Consider the following 20,516-nt stretch of genomic DNA (forward strand, 5'->3'; position numbering starts at 1 on the left):
AAATGTTTGAAAATTTCAGTGGGAAGGATTGAGGCAAATGCATAAAGACCAGGCTCGCGCGAAGCGATAGAGCCTGGTCGCCTAGGCATTTGTCTCAAGACTTTACAGTGAAATTTCTCAAAGATTTCTATCCGTGGAGCTGGTTATATTTAACTTGATAAGAGAAGGCTAATTATAATCTCCCACGAGGTTTTGGCACGATGCGATAGCAGAGTGACAATAACCGAGTCAATAAAACGAGGGCACTGATAATTACATTATTATTAGGCTACTTTTATGGCTAAAGAAATGAAAAAGATTCATCTTCAAATTGTGCAATGGAAGATTATTATATTAGACAAAATAACTCATACATGGTAGAATAAATTTGTTATTATAATTGGTATCAGTAAAACACGATACATAAGAACCGGAACATATCTTCGCTTTAGTAAATTTTCTTTTTTTGTATAAATACTTTTTAAAACACAACTAAATACTTGCGTAATATACCTCTAATAAAATGCTGAGATTGAAGGTAAAATAAAACCAGTAATGATGAACGGAGGTGTATTTACTTGCAGATAGAAGAGTATGTTGCTGGGAATATAAAGGATTTATGCAAAAAACGTCATGTGAGTAAATACAGACTGGCACAGCTGACAGGAATTGCACAGTCTTCCCTTGGAAGGATTGTTGCAAATGAGAGTACACCATCATTACAGACGCTTGAAAAGATATGCAGTGCACTGGATGTAACACTGTCTCAGTTTTTCCAGGATGAAAAAGAAAATCATCTGACGGATAAACAGAATGAAGTGATGGAGATATGGAATGATCTGAGTGCTGATGAGCAGGCTGTTGTATTGGCAATGCTCCGAGGACTTAAGAAGTGAGGGAACAGTTCGGACGTATTTGTTTGACTGTTCCATTTTTGTCTGTAAGGAGAAGATGAATGCTGATAGAATGTAAATATTATGACGTTGCAGCTAAGGAAATGGAAGAACTGGATAAGCAGATAGCAGAAGAATCTGAGAATCTTTCTGAAGGAGAATTACAGCTGGAAAATGACCGGAGAGATTTTCAGTTAGCAGAAATTATCAGAAGCTTTAAAGAGAAGGAAAAAATGAAAGAGATTGTTCCTGATCCCGAGAAGATTGCTTTGTTTATCAGACTGCAGAGAGCTTCGATGGAACTGGCTAAGTTATTGGAATTGAACATTGTGACCATGAAAAAAGATGATGATACCTATGGGTATATTGAATTATCTTATGGAATTTCCTGGATTCTTTCAGATTCTCCGAAGATGTGTAAAAAGACAATGGCAATGTTATATGAGAATGCAGATCAGATTTGTTCTGAGGTAAAGGACAACTGTGTTGTACAAAGGTTTGAGTTCGAATTGGAGAAATAGAAACGATAGTGGCAATATCTTTGACTGCAAGGTATAATATTACCACAAATTCTTTAGGTTAGAATCGATGATGGAGTAAACGAAAAAGCAGTTTTGACATTTCAGTGAACTGCCCCTTCGTTTACTCCATTTTCGATTTGACCTAATTGAACAAAGTGAGCGTCCGAGTAGCTACTACCTATGGACTTTTAATCTTTTGTTCAATCGGAATTTGGAGGAATATATATGGCAAATTCATATAGGATAATGAATGATGCTACATGAGAAAGAGCAATGCACTGTCAGATTTTCAGAAATAGTGTAGAACCAGTCTTTTTCGTAACATTTTAGTCAGATATTACTGAATTTAAAATACACAAAATAAAAATAATAACAATTACTATTATTGACATAATAGAAAGTATCATGTATAATACAGACATACATAAAAAAGCAACAAAATACTGAAAAATTCAGTAGGAATCTATTAACAAAATGAATCAACATTGAAAAGGAGAAAATAACTATGAAAAAATATGAATGTGAACCATGTGGTTATATTTATGATCCGGCAGTAGGCGATCCAGACGGAGGTATCGCTCCAGGAACTGCATTTGAGGATATTCCAGATGACTGGGTATGCCCGATATGTGGATTAGGAAAAGATGTTTTTGTTCCTGTAGAAGACTAAGCAGAAAATGCAGGTGTGAAACTGACAGACACAAAAAAATCCCAAGAGAACATATAAAAAGAAATGGAGACCAGATTATGACTTACGATTTAAATATTACCTTTGATGACAATTTAGTAACAGGAAATGAAACAATTGATACCCAGCATAAAGAATTGATCGACCGTATCCAGAACTTTGTAACTGCCTGTCAAAATGGCGACAGCAAAGTAAAAGCAATCAAAATGCTGGATTATCTGGATGAATATACTGACTTTCATTTCAAAGAAGAGGAAAAGCTTCAGGAAAAATCCGGTTATCCAGAGCGTGAAAACCATCATGAAAAACATGAAGAGTTTAAAAAGACAATTCAGGAACTGCATGAATACCTTCAGGATTATGAAGGACCAACTGATCGGTTCAGTGAACTTGTACAGAAAAATGTGATTGACTGGCTGTTTGGACACATTAAAACATATGACCGCTCTGTAGCAGAATTTATCTTTATGAGAGAAAATCCAAAACGATACTAAAATAAAACAGGGAAGGTGTTCCCTCAGAGAATTCAGACAAAAGGGTGAATATTTCTATGATGGATAACCTTAGAGAATACTGTGTCAATGCTAAGAAGATTACAAATAAACAAGAACCCTATTTCACAGGCCCATTTGGGAATGATATTTTTCAATGTTCCCCTAGCTGCGAATAAAATATGTACATGTTTCTCATACAAATTCAGCTAAAAAATAATACCACACCTTTATTGGACTGGGGAAAGTATTGGGAAAAAGATGTAAGGATAATGGTGCCTATATCTGTACAGACTCATTACTCATTTATTGATGGAATTCATATTGGTGAGTTTGTAGATTCATTAGAAAAATATTTTGCAAGTTTTTAACAATCAAGTTCCAGTTTGTGGAATTGGAGTAGTGTAAAAACAAGTTCAAAATTTCAATTACATATTATAATTATGAAAAAGCAAAGGCTGAAACATTCCTTTGCTTTTTTCATGTCCAAATATATCAGAGAAAGGAGTTATGCCAATGGATTTTTCATGGGAGCTGTTATTTGAACTGCTGGGTAAGGTTGCAGATACAATCGGTAATGTTCTCGGCGGCACAAAGAAAGATTGAGAAAAACGAAAACAGGAGGTGATGAAACATGGGAGAGGATGAAATTGTAAGGCTGTTCAATGCCAAGATCAAGCTGGAACGGAAGCAGTATAAGAAGCGAGTATTACAGTTAGCCCCAGAGAGGATTTACCAGAGGGCGTATCAGATCAACTGCCGGGAGAATATTGCAGAGACTTTGCTGGAAAAGAGCGGTGAGATGAAATCAGAGGTCCTGCGCTGTCTCCTGGTCCTGCCAAATGTGATCCAGTTCTTTTATGCCAGGTGGATGGGAAAAGGAGATTCCTTCCAGCTGGAACTGGAAAACAGCATGGATACCGGGATCAAGGAAATTGGCTTGCTCCTGGAGCAGGAAGAAACGGAGGCGGCATGAAGAAAAGAGTCATGTGTGTACATACGGAGCTGGTAAGGGAAGGCTCCGTATTATACGAAGGGAAAGATGGAAACACAAGTATTACAACAACGGAGGAGGCTGCAGGTTTTGCAGCCTCTTTTTTCGACGAGGCGGAGAGCTACGGGCATTGCAGTGGTCGGATATAGATTTTGAGAATAAAATCATACATGTGAATGGGACTTTGAAGTACATAGCGAAGGCTAAAGTAAAATATATGATTGATGAGCCAAAGTCTGAAACAAGCAAAAGGGACATTCCAATGCTTGACAATCTGGTGACCGTACTGCGAGAGCACAGGAAGCGCCAGCTCGCGACAAGAATGCTTCTGGGTGATAAATGGAGACCAGAGCCAGGTTTTGAAAATCTGGTGTTTACAGGCAGTTTTGGAAGGTGCATTTCTGAGAATGCATTGTATCAGGACATGAAAAAAATCATAGTTCAAATCAGGGAGGACGGACACACGTTTGGAGAGCATACACCCCATTCGCTTCGTCATACATTTGCAACACGCGGTTTTGAGAGGGGAATCCCGCCAAAGGTCATGCAGGAAATTCTGGGGCATAAGTCAATCACGATGACTTTGGATATCTATTCTCATGTACTTCCGGACAAGAAGGCTGAGGAGATTAACAAGTTGGCAGCGATGTTTTAGCAAGGGGGAGCAAAGGCTTCTCCTTATATTTTAGAAAAAACGCCTTACTGTACTTTTCTATTTGAGGTGTAGCATATATGGCGAAAAAATGGTACACTGAATAAAGAACTTATATAACTGGCTCGGAACTTAAGTGCCAATTTTTAGTTTTCATTAGGAGATAGGATTATGGAGAATAATTTGTTGTATCATGGAAGTGCTATGGAAGTTATTTACCCGGAAATCAGAATAACCAGATATACCAAAGATTTTTCATGGGGATTCTATTGCACCAATAGTTATGAACAGGCTTACCGCTGGGCTGATCGAAGATCCTCCCATGGAATTGTAAATGTTTATAAATACACGGAAAATCCAGAATTAAAGATTTTGCATTTCCCTAAAATGAATGATGAGTGGCTTGACTTTATTGCCAGATGCCGTTCTGGAGAAAGCCATTCCTATGATATAGTAGAAGGACCGATGGCTGATGATACAATATGGGATTTTGTAAATGGCTTTGTGTCGGGAAAGATTCCAAGAAATGTATTTTGGGAATACGCAAAATTCAAGCATCCTACACATCAGATCAGTTTTCATACAATAAACGCACTGCGGTGCCTGGAATTTGAAAGGAGTGAGCCGATTTATGACCGAGAAACAGAAAGATGATATCTATTATGTGTGCAGTTTAATTGAATTTATAGCACGTAAGACCAAGAACCACAGACAGGATGTGATCCGATATTTCTCTAAAAAAGATATCCAGAGACAGCTTCGGCTTGCAGAAGTGAACCACTGTCTTTCCTTTGAACAGGTAGCTGATGAGTTAATTGAAGATTATGGGATTAAAAATGGAGATTTTGATACGGTTAAAGAGTGCAAATATGAAGTTCCATCTGTTACATCTATTGGGATGCTCTATCAGGAACTGGTTTTATCTACAATGAAGGAGGAAGATGCCAGTCAAGGAATCATAGACGTTTTTTCATCGTTCATCACAGATGAGATTTCTGATTTTAATTCCAGCGTGTATTATACGAATCCAGATTATCTGCGGTGTTCGTATTTGAGTGGTGAAATGTTGGCGTAATAAAGGGGGGCAAAGTCCCCCTTGAATTTTTCTGCCAGAAAGTCTGATTGGGTTCAAAGCTTAATATATTTCTGACTTCTGCTCCTGGGCTTATCTGGGAGGGTCATACGGATCAGATTAAGCTTAATAGCAGGATGTAAATAATTTTTTCGGAAAGTTTCTTTTGATTTCAAATCTAGTTTTTCCATTAGTGCGCTGCTGGTATAAGGAATGTCATATTCCATTACAGAAAGTAGTTTCTGAACATAATCTGAGAGCAGATGGTTTTCTTCATTGATTTGGGCCGGGATGTCATCCAGAATTTTATCAATCTGTGACAGCATAAATTCAATAAAGCCAGTGGAAGAGCCTGCCCTATGGCATTGGGCGATTGCGTCATAATATTCAGTCTGGAATTTCTCAATCTGGCTTTCGATAGGAATATATTCAAATATAGGCTTCCATTTTGCGAGAATAGCGGTGTGCCATAGCCTTGCCATTCTGCCATTTCCATCAGAAAATGGATGGATAAAAACAAATTCATAGTGGAACACGCTGGCAAGAATCAAAGGATGGATCGTGTTTCTGGATTTATTCATCCAGTTAAAAAGATCACTCATTAATTCTGGAACAAGGTGTGCGGGTGGAGCCATGAAAATATACTGGTCACCATTAAAAACGCCTTCTTCCCCATGTCTGAAGTCCCCAGATTCATTTACAAGATATCTGGTCATTATGCCGTGAAATGTTTTTAAATCTTTGATACTGTAAGGGTCGATTTCTGACAGGCGTTCATAAGCTTCGTATGCGTTTTTTACTTCCTGTATTTCTGTTTGTTTTCCAAGAACTGTTTTTCCCCCTATTACATCCCGGACCTGTCCTAAAGAAAGGGAGTTGGCTTCAATTTTCAGAGATGAGTGGATGGATTTAATGCGGTTGTTTCGTCTAAGGTGCGGCTTGGATTCAAGGCTGCTGGTAGCTGTAATGCGTCCGATTTTTTCTGAAATAGAGGACACATATGTTAGTATTTTGTTGGTAATGGTAAAAGGTGGTGCGTAATCTTCCATAAAATACCTCCGTGTATAATGATTAACTTGCTTATTAACTTGCGTATTTTCTTGCTTAATTATACATGGGAAGAAAGAAAAAAACAATTTCTGTTTTTGAAGAATTTGAGTGAGGGTGGTTAAAAGCTGCCCTCATTTTTGCGTCGGAGGAAACTGATTTGGGTACTTGAAATGCAATCTTGGGTATATTTTGGGTACGGAGGGTAAATGTTACAGAAATATTACGAGAATTGTGAACCCCAAAACCCCGCAAACCCTTATAAATCCAAAGAGAAACACCCGGTAGGGGAGCTACCGGGTATTTCGAGGGGAGTATAAATAATTAAATAAGGGGTTATGTAAAAAAATTTTTGAAGGGTAAATTCTTTTACAAAGCCAATTATAATATAAATTGGAAAAAAAAGCAATATCATTTTGATGAATATTCTTTCTGCAATTGGTTACAATACACAAAGTAATCTGAAAACAGCTGCTGGGTGCGGAACAGAACGCGAACAGCGGCATTCAACAGGAGGAATACTCAAATGGCAAAAAATTATGAGTCTGAAAACAAGAACAGCAAAAATTCAACAAACAGATCTTATGAAAATGAGATGAATTCTCAGGATTGCAAGAATTCTTACTCAAAAAACAGCAGCAAAAACAAGAGTCGTAATTCTTACGAGTCTGGGGAAGATACTACTTCCAGATATTAAAATATTTTAAGAAAGGGCGCAGGGTCTGTTGACTCTGCGCCCATGTTGGGAGGTTTAATGTATGCCGGAGGTTTTTGATGAGCAATGCGGAAGGAAATCCAGAGCCTTTTTCAGACACGCTCTAACGTTGCACGCGTCCTGCACCGTCGCTTTCAATCATGGAAAGAACTTATGATTCAGTAATATATTTAAGCCAGTGCTTTCATTACTTCATACGCACCATTTTCGCGGATCTGAGTTAAGTAATTGCATACAGCTGCTTCAAATCCGGAAATCTGTGTCAGATCTTCGCCCCAGAAGGAAGTATTGGTGCAGACTGCATGAACAAGATCCGCTGCGGAATCATCTTTATGTGCAAGGTAGAATTCGAGAACTGCTTTGTCATCTTTTACAGTGTATTCATTAGCTGCTCTTTTGGCTGTAAGTCCGTCTTCGCTCATAGCATATCCGTTATAGAATGCAATGTAGAAGGCGAAAGAAGCTGTGATGCATGCAGGAAGTGTACCTTTGCGTTCAACATATTTTTTGAGTGACGGCATAACACGTGCTTTCCATTTGGATGTAGAGTTCAGAGAAATGGAAAGAAGAGCGTGATCGATAAATGGGTTTTTGAAACGTTCTGTAACAGCAGCGGCAAAATCTTTGAGCTCTGCTTTTGGAAGGTCCAGAGTAGGGATGATCTCATCATAAATAGTTTTGTTTATAAATCCACAGATCACATCGTCGTTCATGCAGTCTCTGACAATATCCTGTCCTGCAAGGTAAGCACCCAGTACAAAGGAGGTATGAGCACCATTTAAGATACGTACTTTTCTCTGCTTGTATGGTTTGTGATTGTCTGTGATCAGGATTGGAAGGTTCGCTTTGTCAACCGGGAATTCGTCTTTGATTGACTGAGGTCCTTCGATTACCCAGAAGCCGAAGATTTCACCTGTGTCGATCAGGTTATCTTTATAGCCAAGTTCTTCACAGATTGCAGCAGCTTCATTTCTTGGATAACCTGTTACAATACGGTCTACAAGTGTAGAGCAGAAGATGTTTTCAGCTTTGATCCAGTTGATAAAGTCTTCACCAAGATTCCACTGCTTTGCATATTTTAATACACATTTTTCAAGCTCTTTTCCATTATCATCGATCAGCTCACAGGAAAGAATGATAAATCCTTTGCCGGCTTCCTGACCGAATTTCTGGAAACGGCGATACATAAATTGAGTAAGTTTTCCAGGATAGCTGCCAGCCGGAACATCAGTAAACTGACAGGAAGAATCATAAGTAATTCCGGCTTCTGTTGTATTACATGCGATAAAACGGAGGTCCGGGTTATCTGCACATGCGAGAACTGCTTCAAAATCCTTATATGGATTGAGACAACGGCTTACACAGGAGATAACACGCTTTTTATTTATTTTTTTGCCATCCTGGAATCCACGGAGAAATAAGGTATAAAGACCCTCTTGTTCGTTGAACCTGTCATCGAGATCTGGAGCGATTGGCTGGCACAGAACAACTTTGGAGTTGAATCCGGCTTTTTCGTTTAACTCATCTATAAAATAATCTACAAATGCACGGAGGAAGTTTCCTTCACCAAACTGAAGTACACGTTCCGGCGCTGATTCAAGAAGGTATCCATCATAGCCCTGTTCTTTTAAAACAGCATAAGATAATTTTTTCATTTTCATTTTTCCTCATATATAATGATATGAGTGTTAAAAGGTCTTTTGACACTCATTTGATATCCGGATTGCTACGCAGCTACGCTGCTTCCGCAATTCGATTTATGTTTTATAAAGTAACGCCCTGTTTGAAGATTGCCATATCATGGAAACCTGCTTCTTCGGATTTTGATTTCTTTCCGGATGCAATCTCAAGGACAAAATCCAGAAGATTTTCTGAAAGCTCATCAAGAGGAGTATCATTTACCATGACTCCACAGTTGAAATCAATCCAGTTCTGCTTCTTTTTTGCAAGCTGGTTATTTGTGGAGATTTTTACTGTAGGTACAGGACTTGCAAATGGTGTTCCGCGTCCGGTGGTAAAAAGTACAATGTGTGCACCGGATGCAGCAAGGGCAGTAGAGGCGACAAGATCATTGCCAGGTGCACTCAGCAGGTTTAATCCTTTTTCCTTTACAGGTTCTCCATAAGAAAGAACTCCCATGACAGGTGCACTTCCGGATTTTTGCGTACATCCGAGAGATTTATCTTCCAGACTGGAAATACCGCCTTTTTTGTTTCCAGGAGAAGGATTTTCATAAATGGTCTGGTTGTGACTTTTAAAATAGTTTTTGAAATCGTTGACAAGGGCAACTGTCTGGTTGAACAGATCTTCTGTCTCGCAGCGGTTCATAAGTAATTCCTCAGCACCGAACATTTCAGGAACTTCTGTAAGAATTGTAGATCCTCCCATAGAAATCAGTTTGTCAGAAAATGCACCAACAGTAGGGTTTGCCGTGATTCCGGACAAACCATCAGAGCCGCCGCATTTCATACCGATCACCAGTTCAGATGCACTGATTGGTTCACGTTTAAATGAGGAGGCATAGGAAATCAGTTCTTTGACAATTTCAATACCATCACGGATCTCATTTTCGCATTCCTGGGCAACGAGAAAACGTACACGCTCAGGATCATAGTCCCCGATAAATTTCTTTAATTCATCGATGTTGCTGTTTTCGCAGCCAAGTCCAAGAACCAGAACACCGCCTGCATTAGGATGGTTCACTAAATCAGCAAGAATCTGACGTGTGTTATTCTGATCATCACCCATCTGGGAACATCCGTAAGGATGTGGAAAAGCACAGACACCATCAATCTGGTCTGTCATGTACTTCTGTGTGGCTCGTTCAATAGCAGATGCCACATTGTTAACGCAGCCTACTGTAGGAATGATCCAGATTTCATTGCGTACACCAACACCACCGTTTTTTCTGCGATAGCCCTGGAAGAACTTTGGCTCCCGGTGTGGAAGCTCTGTGATAGTTTTGTTATATGTATAAGTAAGAAGATCTCCCAGCCCTGTTTTTAAATTGTGAGTATGAATCCAGGAACCTGCAGGAATTTCTGCGGTTGCACGTCCAATGGGATTACCATATTTAATAATGGAATCACCAGGCTTGAGACTTTTTAATGCAAACTTGTGTCCCTGCATGATTTCTTCTGTAAGAGTGAGTGTGGAGTTATCAAGTTTGATCACAGTGCCTTTCGCCAGAGGCTGAAGCGCAACGGCTACATTATCTGAAGGATTAATTTTAATAAAAGATTTCAAGAAATCAACAACCTCCTTTATGTGAAAATAATGTATGTAAGAGCTTACATACAAATTACATCAACAAAACGGGAACGTCAATAGGAAATGGAAAAAAAGCTGAAAATGGTAAAAATACACAATGTGTAGTGCGAAAATTTGTCTGTTCTGCAAATACTTCGTGAATTGAAAATGATACTTATTTGTCGTATACTGTAAATAAAATGTAAGACCTTACATTTTGTTGAAACGGATAGAAAGGAGAGGAGAATTATTTTATGAAAGCATTTATGGACAAAGATTTTTTACTTTCAACAGAAACTTCAAAAAAGTTATTTCATGAGTATGCAGAGACAATGCCAATTGTAGATTACCATTGCCATATCAATCCTCAGGAAATTGCAGAGGACCGTAAGTTTGAGAATATTACCCAGGTGTGGCTTGGTGGCGATCATTATAAATGGCGTCAGATGAGATCAAATGGAGTAGATGAGTACTACATTACAGGTGGTGCCAGTGATCGTGAAAAATTCCAGAAATGGGCAGAAACTCTTGGGAAAGCAATTGGAAATCCGCTCTATCACTGGAGCCATCTGGAATTGCAGAGATATTTCGGATATACAGGATATCTGAACGGAGATACAGCTGAAGAAGTGTGGAACCTGTGCAACAAAAAGCTTCAGGAAGATGATATGTCTGTAAGAAACATTATCCGCAAGTCCAATGTAAAATTAATCTGCACAACAGATGATCCGGTAGATGATCTGAAATGGCATAAAGTTCTTGCAGAGGATGACAGCTTTGAGGTGAAAGTGCTTCCTGCATGGCGTCCGGACAAGGCAATGAATCTGGAAAAATCGGAATATCCGGAATACATGAAAAAGCTTTCACAGGTCAGTGGCGTTGAAATTGCTGATTTCGCAGATCTGAAAGAAGCCCTTCTTAAGAGAATGGAATTCTTTGCACAGATGGGATGCAGCGTATCTGACCATGCACTGGAATATGTTATGTATGCGCCTGCAGCAGAAGAAAAAGTAAATGAGATCTTTAAAAAGAGACTGAATGGCGAAAGCATTTCAAGAGAAGAAGAAATGATCTTCAAGACAGCTTTTATGCAGTTTGTTGGAAAAGAATATCATAAAAAGAACTGGGTAATGCAGATCCATTATGGATGCAAGAGAGACAACAATGCATTTATGTATGAGCAGCTCGGACCGGATACCGGATATGACTGCATCAATAACTATGCGCCAAGTGCTCAGACAGCAGATTTCCTGAATTCTCTGATCGCATCAAATGAACTTCCAAAGACAATCCTGTACTCCCTGAATCCCAATGACAATGAAGCAATTGGAACAATCCTTGGCTGCTTCCAGGGAACAGAGGCAGCAGGTAAAATTCAGCAGGGAAGTGCATGGTGGTTCAACGATCACAAAACAGGTATGATCGCACAGATGACATCACTTGCAAATCTGGGACTGCTTGCAAACTTTGTTGGCATGCTTACTGATTCAAGAAGCTTTTTGTCCTATACCAGACATGAGTATTTCCGCAGAATTCTTTGCGAGCTTATTGGCGGATGGGTGGAAAATGGAGAATATCCGGCTGATTATAAGACTTTAAAGGAAATCGTGTGTGGAATTTCATACAATAATGCAGTAGACTATTTTGGGTTTGACCTGTAAAATGATTGATATCAGAAAGCTTATTTTCTATTATTACCAGAACGAACAGGAGAACGATAGTGAATATATATGATATTGCAAAGCTGGCAAATGTTTCCATCGCAACAGTATCCAGAGTGGTCAATAACAGTCCGAAAGTCAGCCCGAAGACAAAAGAAAAGGTTCTTGCGGTTATGAAAGAAAATGAATACACGCCGAATGCGTTTGCCAGAGGCCTTGGTCTTGGGTCGATGAAAACAGTAGGAATCATCTGTCCAAATATTGACGATATCTATATGGCAAAAGCAGTATCTTATCTGGAGCAAAATCTTCATGCTCATGGATATGACTGTATTCTTGGCTGCAGCGGATTTAAACAGGAAGAAAAGGAGGATTATGTCAGACTCCTTTTGTCTAAGAAAATAGACACGCTGATACTGGTTGGTTCTACATATGCAGGAAATGGTAAAGATGAATCTGACACAGATTATATTCGGGAGGCAGCGGAACAGGTTTCCATATTTATGATTAACGCAAAGGTTTCAGGCGATAATATTTACTGCACCTATGCGGATGATTTTCAGGCTACTTATGAAGTGACGAAAGCCTTTATTCGGAGAGGAAAAGAGAAAATTCTTTTTATGTATGATTCAGAATCCTACAGTGCCAGGCAGAAAATGGCGGGATACGAAGCTGCATTGCAGGATGCCGGATATCCCATTCGTGGAAATCTGAAATTCAAGACCAAAAATGACATTGAATATACGCGGGATATGCTGCTTGAATACAACCGGACCCTCGATTTCGACAGCGTCCTTGCAACGGAGGATGGAATTGCAATCGGAGCAGTAAAGTATGCAAAGATTAAGGGACTGGCGATTCCTGAGGAACTGGCGGTCGTCGGATATAATAACTCAATTCTTGCAATCAGCAGTGATCCTGAGCTTACATCGGTGGACAGTAAGCTGGGGGTAATGTGCAAAAAGACAGTGGAACGGATGATAGACCTTCTTGAGAGAGAAATACAAATTGAAAAGAATGTGTGTGTTCCATGCGAAATAGTCCGCAGATGTACAACGGATTTCTGATCTTGTTTCATATTTAACCGAATCAAGTAAGTCCCCTGCGGAGGTTGCGAAAAGCAATACTTAAAAAAGGTGCATTTTGGCACCTTTTTTGTATTTGCGGATATACTGATAAAAAAGGGGATTTTCCATGTTTCCTGTAGAGCCGATTTCCGGAAAAATGCTGGATTATTATGTTGGACGGAAAGATTCCTTTCTTATAGATTTAAGAAATCCGAAAGAGTACCATACCGGACATATAAAGGGAGCGGTAAATGTGCCATATGAGAAGTTTGAAGAAATGCAGACATATGATTTTCCAAAAGGGAAAATACTGGTGCTGTATTGCGACCGGGGCGGGGCAAGTCTTCAGGCGGCCAGGATTCTGGCGCGAAATGGATATAAGACAAAAACGGTGATCGGGGGAATGAAGGAGTACAGAGGGAGAAATCTGATATGCGATATATGAGAAAAAATTCAAAAGAGTACTCTCTTGTAATTTCCATCAAGGCATGATAATGTAAAGAAGAAAAATGTCCTTTTCATGAGGTTATGTAAACCGAAAAGGAGAGAGACAATTCGAACACTAAAAACAGAGGAGAAACCAAGTTTATGAAATATATGTTTGCTTCTGACATCCATGGTTCTGCTTACTATTGCAGGAAAATGCTGGATGCTTTTGAGAAAGAAGGGGCAGAGCGCCTGGTTCTGCTGGGCGATCTGCTTTATCACGGACCAAGAAATGATCTGCCAAAAGAATATGCACCTAAGCAGGTAATTCCCATGCTGAATGCCATGAAAGACAAAATTTATGCTGTGCGCGGTAACTGTGAGGCAGAAGTGGATCAGATGGTTCTGGAGTTTCCGGTGATGGCAGATTACTGTATTCTGTCAATTGACGGCAAGACACTTTATGCGACGCATGGACATGTTTATAATCAGAATAACCTTCCGCCTTTATGCGAGGGAGATATTCTGATCCATGGTCATACCCATGTGCTGAAAGCAGAGCAGATGGAGGGATACATTCTTTTGAATCCGGGTTCCGTATCCATTCCGAAAGAAGGAAATCCGCCTACCTATGCGGTGCTTGAGAACGGTGTTTTTTCCATCATGGATTTTGAAGGAAATATTGTAAAAAGCATAGTGCTTTAAGAAGGGAAAAACGGTGAATGAGTACAGAAAGATTTGAACTGATCGCTCCCTGCCATTTTGGCCTGGAAGCGGTTTTGAAAAGAGAAATACTGGATCTGGGATATGAGATCAGCAAGGTGGAGGATGGCAAGGTTACTTTCCTGGCAGATGCCCAGGGAATTGCAGATGCCAATGTTTTTCTGCGCACTACAGAGCGTATTCTTCTGAAGATTGCGGAAGTGAAAGCTGAGACATTTGATGAGCTTTTTGAGGCAACGAAAGCTTTGCCATGGGAACGTTACATTCCAGCAGATGGCAAATTCTGGATTGCGAAAGCCAATTCAGTGAAGAGTAAGCTGTTCAGCCCGTCTGATATCCAGTCTATTATGAAAAAAGCCATTGTAGAGCGTCTGAAGGGCGTATATAACGTGTCCTGGTTCCCGGAGGATGGAGCAAGTTTTCCTATCCGCGTGGCGTTTATGAAGGATGTGGCAACTATTGGAATCGATACTTCCGGTGTTTCTCTTCATAAGAGAGGGTATCGTCAGATGACCGTGAAGGCACCTATTACAGAGACTCTTGCCAGCGCATTGATTATGTTAACTCCGTGGAAAAAGGACAGAAGTCTTGTGGATCCCTTTTGCGGAAGCGGTACTTTTCCAATCGAGGCAGCTATGATGGCTGCAGATATTGCACCGGGTATGAACCGTTCTTTCCTTGCCGAGGACTGGAAGCAGGTTGTGCCGAGAAGATGCTGGTATGAGGCTGTAGAAGAGGCTCAGGACAGAGTAAATCTGAAAATCGAGACAGATATTCAGGGCTATGACATAGATGCTGAGGCACTGAAGGCAGCCAGGGCAAATGCAAAAATGGCAGGGGTAGAAAGCCTGATCCATTTTCAGCAGCGTCCTGTGAAGGAGCTTCATCACCCGAAGCCTTACGGATTTATTATTACGAATCCACCTTATGGTGAGCGTCTGGAAGAAAAAGCAGCTTTGCCGCAGCTTTACCGCGAGATCGGTGAGAGCTACCGCGGCCTGGATAAGTGGTCTATGTACCTGATCACTTCTTATGACAAAGCTGAGAATGACATTGGACGCAAGGCGGATAAGAACCGTAAAATCTATAACGGAATGCTGAAAACATATTTTTACCAGTTCCTGGGACCAAAGCCTCCAAGACGTGCGGCACAGGAAAAGAAAGAGGGCACTGATAAATGAAGAAGATAATTTTTGCAACAGGAAATGCAGATAAAATGAAAGAAATCCGTAAAATCCTGGCAGATCTGGATGCAGAAGTGGTATCTATGAAAGAAGCCGGGATTCAGGCTGATATTGTGGAAGATGGCAAAACCTTTGAGGAAAACGCAGTGATCAAGGCGACTGCCATCAGCAAGCTTACCAGTGATGGCGAAATTGTACTTGCAGATGACTCGGGGCTTGAGATTGATTATCTGAATAAAGAGCCGGGAGTTTATTCTGCTCGTTATATGGGCGAGAATACAGACTATCATATTAAGAATGCAAATTTGATCCAGAGACTGGATGGCGTGCCGGATGAGCAGCGTACAGCCCGTTTTGTCTGCGCTATTGCAGCTGCCTTTCCAGACGGAAGAGTGGAAACTGTGCGTGGAACCATGGAAGGCCGTATTGGATATGAGGAAAAGGGTGCCAATGGATTTGGCTATGATCCTATCTTTTTCCTGCCGGAATATGGCTGTACATCTGCAGAGCTGTCTATGGAAGAAAAAAATAAAATCAGCCACAGAGGAAAAGCTTTGCAGGCAATAAAGGAAGAATTACGATGAAGGTGCTGGTTGTCAGTGATACTCATGGGAGAGATGAGTCACTGGAGATGGCAGTAGCTTTGGAGCAACCCTTTGACTATCTGATTCATTGCGGCGACGTGGAGGGCAGGGAATTTTTTATTGAAGCGCTGGCAGAATGTCCCTGTACCATTGTGGCAGGAAATAATGATTTTTTCAGTGATCTTCCAAGAGAGGATGAGATTTTGCTGGAAGGACATAAGATCATGGTGACTCATGGGCACAATTATGGTGTGTCCATGGATCTTTATGGGGTTTCGGAAGAGGCGGCAGCCAGAGGCTGTGAGATTGTTTGCTTTGGACATACCCATAAGCCAGTGGTGGAGAAGAAAAATGGTGTACTGGTGATCAATCCGGGAAGCCTTTCTTTTCCGAGACAGGAAGGCCGCAGACCAAGTTATGCGGTGATGGAGCTGTATAAAGGGGAAGAGCCGGAAATTGAAATTCGGTATTTGTAACTGAAAAATACCTGTATGTTTGACTGTGGAAATGAAATGTTTTTTGAAATATTTTTTTGAAATAGTCGAAAAGAGAAAAATGCAGGTGGTGGAGGGCCTGAAAACCCGCATTTTTAGCGGGTTTTCGGGAATTACATCTTTTTTCGAAAAAAATATAAAAATTTATAAAAAAGGTGTTGACAAATGGGAGACCATATAATATAATAACTCTTGCCTTGAGCGAGAGAAAAGAAATTCTTGAGAGCGCAAGGAACGACAACTTCATAGAAATGATGTTGTAAGACATCGGGGTGTGGCTCAGTTTGGCTAGAGCGCCTGGTTTGGGACCAGGAGGCCGCAAGTTCGAATCTTGTCACCCCGACTGCTGTAACAACATTACCGTTTCAGCGTAAATGCGGGTGTAGTTCAATGGTAGAACACTAGCCTTCCAAGCTAGATACGTGGGTTCGATTCCCATCACTCGCTTCTCTGATGAAGAGAGATATGTGTCAGTAGCTCAGCTGGATAGAGCAACGGCCTTCTAAGCCGTGGGTCGGGGGTTCGAATCCCTTCTGACACGCTGTGGTGGGTATAGCGCAGTTGGTTAGCGCGCCAGATTGTGGCTCTGGAGGCCCAGGGTTCGAATCCCTGTATCCACCCTTTGCCTTTGGGCTATCGCCAAGCGGTAAGGCACAGCACTTTGACTGCTGCATTCGCTGGTTCGAATCCAGCTAGCCCAGTCCTATATGGAGCATTAGCTCAGTTGGTAGAGCACTTGACTTTTAATCAAGTTGTCCGGGGTTCGAATCCCCGATGCTTCACTTGCGAATGAGAACCGGAAGCCTTATGATTAGGGCATTCCGGTTTTTTAAATAATATATATGCGGATGTGGCGGAATTGGCAGACGCGCCAGATTTAGGTTCTGGTGTTTACGACGTGCAGGTTCAAGTCCTGTCATCCGCAGGAAATGAGGAATGATCTGGATCGGATTTTCGAGATGAAAATTAGATCTGGGTCATTTTTTTAATTTGTTTGTTGCTGTTCACTGGTAACGTTACGTGAGGTGTTTTTGTGAACAAAGTTCACAGAAAACCCGAGAGTTAAGTTTGCGCAGCAAACGCTACTTCTTGTGCTTGTCACAAGAAGGTTCGTCTTTCTGTGCATCGCGAAGCGCGTTACTGTGAACGGAGTGAACAGTAATGCCTTGATTTTACAGGACGGATTTGTTATAGTTTACACAACGAAGAAGCATGGAGGAATAATATGGACGTTATTCAGTTTCAGGAGAAATTAAGGAATATTTGTGAGCTTGGAAAGCAGAATGGAAATATGCTGACGCATGAGCAGATTCGGGAGCATTTTGCAAGTACTGATCTTGAGACCAGTCAGATGTTAAAGGTACTGCAGTATCTGAAACTGCAGGGAATTATGATAGAGGGAGACACTGCCCCGGTGGAGACAGAGGAAGTGGGTGAGACGGAACCGGAGTCAAAAGGAACCAGCACCCCGCTTACTTCAGAGGAAGAAGCATATCTGAAGGATTACCTGGCAGAGGTAAGCAACGGTAAGGAAGTGAGTCCGGAGATGCTTCACACACTGTTTGAGAATCTGGCAGATGGGGATGCCATTGCAGAGGCAGCTCTTACCAGCATTTATCTGCCGGTAGCGGCAAATATGGCCGCAGATATGAACTGTACAGAGATTCAACTTGCAGATTTGATTCAGGAGGCGAATGTGGTGCTGCTCACGGCTCTTTCCGACCCGGAGACAGAACGTAAAGATGATGCATGGCTACGTCTTCAGCTTCGCAAGGGAATCATCGCTGCCATTGAGGAGCAGACACAGCAGAAATTCCAGGATGAGTGTCTGGTAACGAAGGTGGAGAAGCTGGAATCGGCAGTGAAGGATCTGACGGACGATGACGGGGAGAACCGTTTTACCATTGATGAGCTGGCGGTTATTCTCGATATGAATGTGGATGAGATCAGGGATATTCTGCGTCTTACAGGAGACGATAAATAATTATGGCAAGTGAAATTCCGGGAAAATTATGGAGATAAGGCTATCCTGTCGGAAATGAAAACAATGCTGCAGAATTGATGGAAACACCGGAGGTGATTTAAAAGTAAAAATCATCTCTGGTGTTTTTTTGTCTTTTCTGGATGTTTTGAAATTTACATTGAAATTTCACTGTACAAGTGTTACTATCATAAATAATAATCAAAATATTTTTGCGTACAATAAATATTATTTGACAAATGAAAGGAGGATATATATGAATTTGGAAAAATATCAGCAGTATTCCAGAATTGCAAGAGGTTTGGAAAAGGCAGACCTGGTATTGAAGGATGCGAGGATTGTGAATGTTTTTACGGAAGAGATCATCCGCGGAGACATTGCCATACAGGATGGGATTATAGCAGGAATTGGAAGCTTCCATGGGAAAGAAGAACGTGATCTGGCTGGCAGATATGTATGTCCGGGATTTATTGACAGCCATCTTCACCTGGAATCTACACTGGTTACACCGGCTGAACTGGTAACGGTTGCCTCCAGACATGGAACTACCACTTTTATTGTGGATCCCCATGAATCAGCCAATGTGTCCGGTCTGGCAGGAGTTGATTATATTCTGGATCAGACAGAGAATGTAAAAGCCAACGTATACGTAATGATGCCTTCCTGTGTTCCGGCTACTTCCATTGATGATAATGGATGTACTCTTACTGCTGAAGATATGGCTCCTTATCTTCATAACAGCCGGATTCTTGGACTTGGAGAAGTAATGGACAGCATTTCTGTGGTACAGGGCGAGAAAAGCATGCATGACAAGCTGGAGCTGTTTGAAGGCAGAATCCGTGATGGCCACGCTCCGTTTCTGGAAGAGGGGAATCTTCAGGCATATGCCATGGCAGGGATTGCTACGGACCATGAGTGCAGCTTCTTTGATTATGCAATGCGAGAACGGCGGAACGGCCTTACCATTCTCGTAAGGGAAGGCAGTGCTGCCCGAAATCTTGAGGCACTTGTGGGCGGTCTGGTACAAAGACACATGAATGGTGACGGATTCTGCTTTTGCACAGATGACAAGCATATTGAGGATATCCAGCGGGAAGGGCATATTGACCATAACGTGCGAAAAGCTATCCGCCTTGGCATGAATCCGGTGTCCGCTATTAAGATGGCAACCATCAATGCAGCTAATTGTTATGGACTGAAAGACAAGGGGGCAGTGGCACCCGGCAGACAGGCAGATCTTTTGGTTCTTTCGGATCTTGTCAGTGTGACCATAGAAGATGTGTACTTTAAAGGGCAATTGGTAGATAAAAATGCAAAGATTGTTATAAAGCCGTGTGCCCCTGAATTGAAAAATACAGTGCATGTGGCTGGATTTTCCAGAGAGGCATTTCAGCTGGAGTCTGCAGATGGAATCTTTCCGGTGATTCTGGCAGAAGAAGGACAGATTACTACCAGAAAGGGAACTCTGAAAGCAGGGGATGGTCCCTGCAAATTCCAGTCCGATGACGATTATCAGAAGATTGCAGTTGTAGAACGTCATAAGATGACGGGTAAAATCGGCTGTGGCGTGATCGGAGGTTTTGGTATCCGTGGTGGAGCAATTGCGTCCAGTGTATCCCATGATTCCCACAATATTATTGTGATCGGAGATAATGATGAGGACATGGAGCTTGCTGTGCGGGAACTGATGCGTACTCAGGGAGGCTATACGATCGTAGAGAATCATAAAGTATTTGACACGCTTGCCCTTCCTGTAATGGGACTGATGAGTGATAATGGTTTTGAGAAAGACAATGAGACTCTTGGGCGAATGATCCATAAAGCTCATGAAATGGGTGTGAAAGACGGTCATGATCCGTTTATTACGCTGTCCTTTATGGCTTTGCCGGTTATTCCGCAGATCCGAATTACACCAAGAGGCGTTTTTGATGTGGAAGCGTGGAAGTTTTTATAAGATACCAGGATTGCGGGAGTGCAATACACGAGACGGTTGTCTTGTTTTGAACGAAACCCCGAAACCTATTTAAAAACTGTGACGGAATATAAACCCGTAGATTTTCAGCCCTCTGCCTTTTCATTGGCAGAGGGCCGTTTT

Annotated in this window: 22 protein-coding genes and 7 tRNA genes; 26 read left to right on the plus strand and 3 right to left on the minus strand. The window is 41.3% G+C overall.

Annotation, left to right across the window (positions count from 1 at the left end; genetic code table 11):
- Positions 1-557: 557 nt before the first annotated feature.
- From ABHC48_RS06930 to ABHC48_RS06970, 9 genes are all read left to right on the plus strand, one after another.
- Positions 558-875 (plus strand): helix-turn-helix transcriptional regulator, encoded by a 318-nt coding sequence (locus ABHC48_RS06930; protein ID WP_195699109.1) that lies wholly within the window; start codon positions 558-560, stop codon positions 873-875.
- Between the two features lie 59 nt (positions 876-934).
- Positions 935-1,393, plus strand: coding sequence for a hypothetical protein (locus tag ABHC48_RS06935; RefSeq protein ID WP_173771184.1), 459 nt, complete (start codon positions 935-937; stop codon positions 1,391-1,393).
- 505 nt (positions 1,394-1,898) lie between these two features.
- Positions 1,899-2,063 carry a rubredoxin gene (rd, locus tag ABHC48_RS06940; protein ID WP_005608410.1) on the plus strand — a complete coding sequence of 55 codons (165 nt, stop codon included), beginning with the start codon at positions 1,899-1,901 and terminating at the stop codon, positions 2,061-2,063.
- A 77-nt stretch (positions 2,064-2,140) separates the two neighbouring features.
- The gene (locus ABHC48_RS06945; RefSeq protein ID WP_118579835.1) at positions 2,141-2,575 is read left to right on the plus strand and encodes a hemerythrin family protein; all 435 of its coding nucleotides are present in this window, start codon (positions 2,141-2,143) and stop codon (positions 2,573-2,575) included.
- Positions 2,576-3,206: 631 nt separating this feature from the next.
- Complete coding sequence (locus tag ABHC48_RS06950) at positions 3,207-3,548, plus strand: DUF3848 domain-containing protein (RefSeq protein WP_118579832.1); 342 nt, start codon at positions 3,207-3,209, stop codon at positions 3,546-3,548.
- Positions 3,545-3,715 carry a hypothetical protein gene (locus ABHC48_RS06955; protein WP_195699110.1) on the plus strand — a complete coding sequence of 57 codons (171 nt, stop codon included), beginning with the start codon at positions 3,545-3,547 and terminating at the stop codon, positions 3,713-3,715. The genes ABHC48_RS06950 and ABHC48_RS06955 overlap by 4 nt, the downstream gene beginning before the upstream one ends.
- Positions 3,697-4,221 carry a site-specific integrase gene (locus tag ABHC48_RS06960; protein WP_195699111.1) on the plus strand — a complete coding sequence of 175 codons (525 nt, stop codon included), beginning with the start codon at positions 3,697-3,699 and terminating at the stop codon, positions 4,219-4,221. Before ABHC48_RS06955 ends, ABHC48_RS06960 begins: the two co-directional genes overlap by 19 nt.
- Before the next feature lie 168 nt (positions 4,222-4,389).
- Positions 4,390-4,872 carry a DUF3990 domain-containing protein gene (locus ABHC48_RS06965; RefSeq protein WP_195477697.1) on the plus strand — a complete coding sequence of 161 codons (483 nt, stop codon included), beginning with the start codon at positions 4,390-4,392 and terminating at the stop codon, positions 4,870-4,872.
- Positions 4,850-5,293 (plus strand): hypothetical protein, encoded by a 444-nt coding sequence (locus ABHC48_RS06970; RefSeq protein WP_195477698.1) that lies wholly within the window; start codon positions 4,850-4,852, stop codon positions 5,291-5,293. The genes ABHC48_RS06965 and ABHC48_RS06970 overlap by 23 nt, the downstream gene beginning before the upstream one ends.
- Positions 5,294-5,346: 53 nt before the next feature.
- Here ABHC48_RS06970 and ABHC48_RS06975 read toward each other — a convergent pair whose 3' ends face one another.
- Positions 5,347-6,339, minus strand: a complete 993-nt coding sequence (locus ABHC48_RS06975) for a Fic family protein (protein WP_195699112.1) — start codon at positions 6,337-6,339, stop codon at positions 5,347-5,349.
- Between the two features lie 524 nt (positions 6,340-6,863).
- On the opposite strand from ABHC48_RS06975, the gene ABHC48_RS06980 reads away from it, so the two are divergent.
- Entirely contained in the window at positions 6,864-7,034 is a 171-nt protein-coding gene (locus ABHC48_RS06980) for a hypothetical protein (protein WP_173716171.1), read from the plus strand.
- A gap of 188 nt (positions 7,035-7,222) precedes the next feature.
- On the opposite strand, the gene ABHC48_RS06985 is transcribed toward ABHC48_RS06980, so the two are convergent.
- Both ABHC48_RS06985 and ABHC48_RS06990 read right to left on the minus strand, forming a co-directional pair.
- Positions 7,223-8,707, minus strand: a complete 1,485-nt coding sequence (locus tag ABHC48_RS06985; RefSeq protein WP_195699113.1) for a tagaturonate reductase — start codon at positions 8,705-8,707, stop codon at positions 7,223-7,225.
- Positions 8,708-8,816: 109 nt separating this feature from the next.
- On the minus strand, positions 8,817-10,298 hold the full coding sequence (locus tag ABHC48_RS06990; protein ID WP_195699114.1) for an altronate dehydratase family protein: 1,482 nt from the start codon (positions 10,296-10,298) through the stop codon (positions 8,817-8,819).
- Between the two features lie 257 nt (positions 10,299-10,555).
- Here ABHC48_RS06990 and uxaC point away from each other — a divergent pair, with 257 nt between their 5' ends.
- The 16 genes from uxaC (at position 10,556) to ade (ending at position 20,375) form a co-directional block, all read left to right on the plus strand.
- On the plus strand, positions 10,556-11,962 hold the full coding sequence (gene uxaC, locus ABHC48_RS06995) for a glucuronate isomerase (RefSeq protein WP_195699115.1): 1,407 nt from the start codon (positions 10,556-10,558) through the stop codon (positions 11,960-11,962).
- A 59-nt stretch (positions 11,963-12,021) separates the two neighbouring features.
- Positions 12,022-13,029 (plus strand): LacI family DNA-binding transcriptional regulator, encoded by a 1,008-nt coding sequence (locus ABHC48_RS07000; protein WP_118579814.1) that lies wholly within the window; start codon positions 12,022-12,024, stop codon positions 13,027-13,029.
- A gap of 127 nt (positions 13,030-13,156) precedes the next feature.
- The gene (locus ABHC48_RS07005) at positions 13,157-13,474 is read left to right on the plus strand and encodes a rhodanese-like domain-containing protein (RefSeq protein WP_118579811.1); all 318 of its coding nucleotides are present in this window, start codon (positions 13,157-13,159) and stop codon (positions 13,472-13,474) included.
- Positions 13,475-13,617: 143 nt separating this feature from the next.
- Positions 13,618-14,160 (plus strand): phosphodiesterase, encoded by a 543-nt coding sequence (gene yfcE / locus ABHC48_RS07010; RefSeq protein WP_118579808.1) that lies wholly within the window; start codon positions 13,618-13,620, stop codon positions 14,158-14,160.
- A gap of 17 nt (positions 14,161-14,177) precedes the next feature.
- A complete protein-coding gene (locus ABHC48_RS07015; protein ID WP_148461759.1) occupies positions 14,178-15,359 on the plus strand; it encodes a class I SAM-dependent RNA methyltransferase in 1,182 nt (393 codons plus the stop codon).
- Positions 15,356-15,946: an XTP/dITP diphosphatase gene (locus ABHC48_RS07020; RefSeq protein ID WP_118579802.1), complete on the plus strand. Its 591-nt coding sequence runs from the start codon at positions 15,356-15,358 to the stop codon at positions 15,944-15,946. Before ABHC48_RS07015 ends, ABHC48_RS07020 begins: the two co-directional genes overlap by 4 nt.
- The gene (locus ABHC48_RS07025; protein ID WP_148461758.1) at positions 15,943-16,422 is read left to right on the plus strand and encodes a metallophosphoesterase; all 480 of its coding nucleotides are present in this window, start codon (positions 15,943-15,945) and stop codon (positions 16,420-16,422) included. The genes ABHC48_RS07020 and ABHC48_RS07025 overlap by 4 nt, the downstream gene beginning before the upstream one ends.
- 286 nt (positions 16,423-16,708) lie before the next feature.
- Positions 16,709-16,783 (plus strand) — tRNA-Pro (locus ABHC48_RS07030).
- Between the two features lie 33 nt (positions 16,784-16,816).
- Positions 16,817-16,887, plus strand: a tRNA-Gly gene (locus ABHC48_RS07035).
- A 20-nt stretch (positions 16,888-16,907) separates the two neighbouring features.
- Positions 16,908-16,981: transfer RNA gene (locus ABHC48_RS07040), tRNA-Arg, on the plus strand.
- 5 nt (positions 16,982-16,986) lie between these two features.
- Positions 16,987-17,060 (plus strand) — tRNA-His (locus ABHC48_RS07045).
- Positions 17,061-17,069: 9 nt separating this feature from the next.
- Positions 17,070-17,141 (plus strand) — tRNA-Gln (locus tag ABHC48_RS07050).
- An 8-nt stretch (positions 17,142-17,149) separates the two neighbouring features.
- Positions 17,150-17,222 (plus strand) — tRNA-Lys (locus ABHC48_RS07055).
- A 62-nt stretch (positions 17,223-17,284) separates the two neighbouring features.
- Positions 17,285-17,365 (plus strand) — tRNA-Leu (locus tag ABHC48_RS07060).
- 300 nt (positions 17,366-17,665) lie between these two features.
- Positions 17,666-18,424, plus strand: a complete 759-nt coding sequence (locus ABHC48_RS07065; RefSeq protein WP_195699116.1) for an RNA polymerase sigma factor region1.1 domain-containing protein — start codon at positions 17,666-17,668, stop codon at positions 18,422-18,424.
- Positions 18,425-18,677: 253 nt separating this feature from the next.
- Positions 18,678-20,375 carry an adenine deaminase gene (gene ade / locus ABHC48_RS07070; RefSeq protein ID WP_195699117.1) on the plus strand — a complete coding sequence of 566 codons (1,698 nt, stop codon included), beginning with the start codon at positions 18,678-18,680 and terminating at the stop codon, positions 20,373-20,375.
- Positions 20,376-20,516 lie beyond the last annotated feature (141 nt).

Source organism: Ruminococcus sp. 1001136sp1, assembly GCF_039841815.1.
GTDB classification, from domain to species: domain Bacteria; phylum Bacillota; class Clostridia; order Lachnospirales; family Lachnospiraceae; genus Blautia_A; species Blautia_A faecis.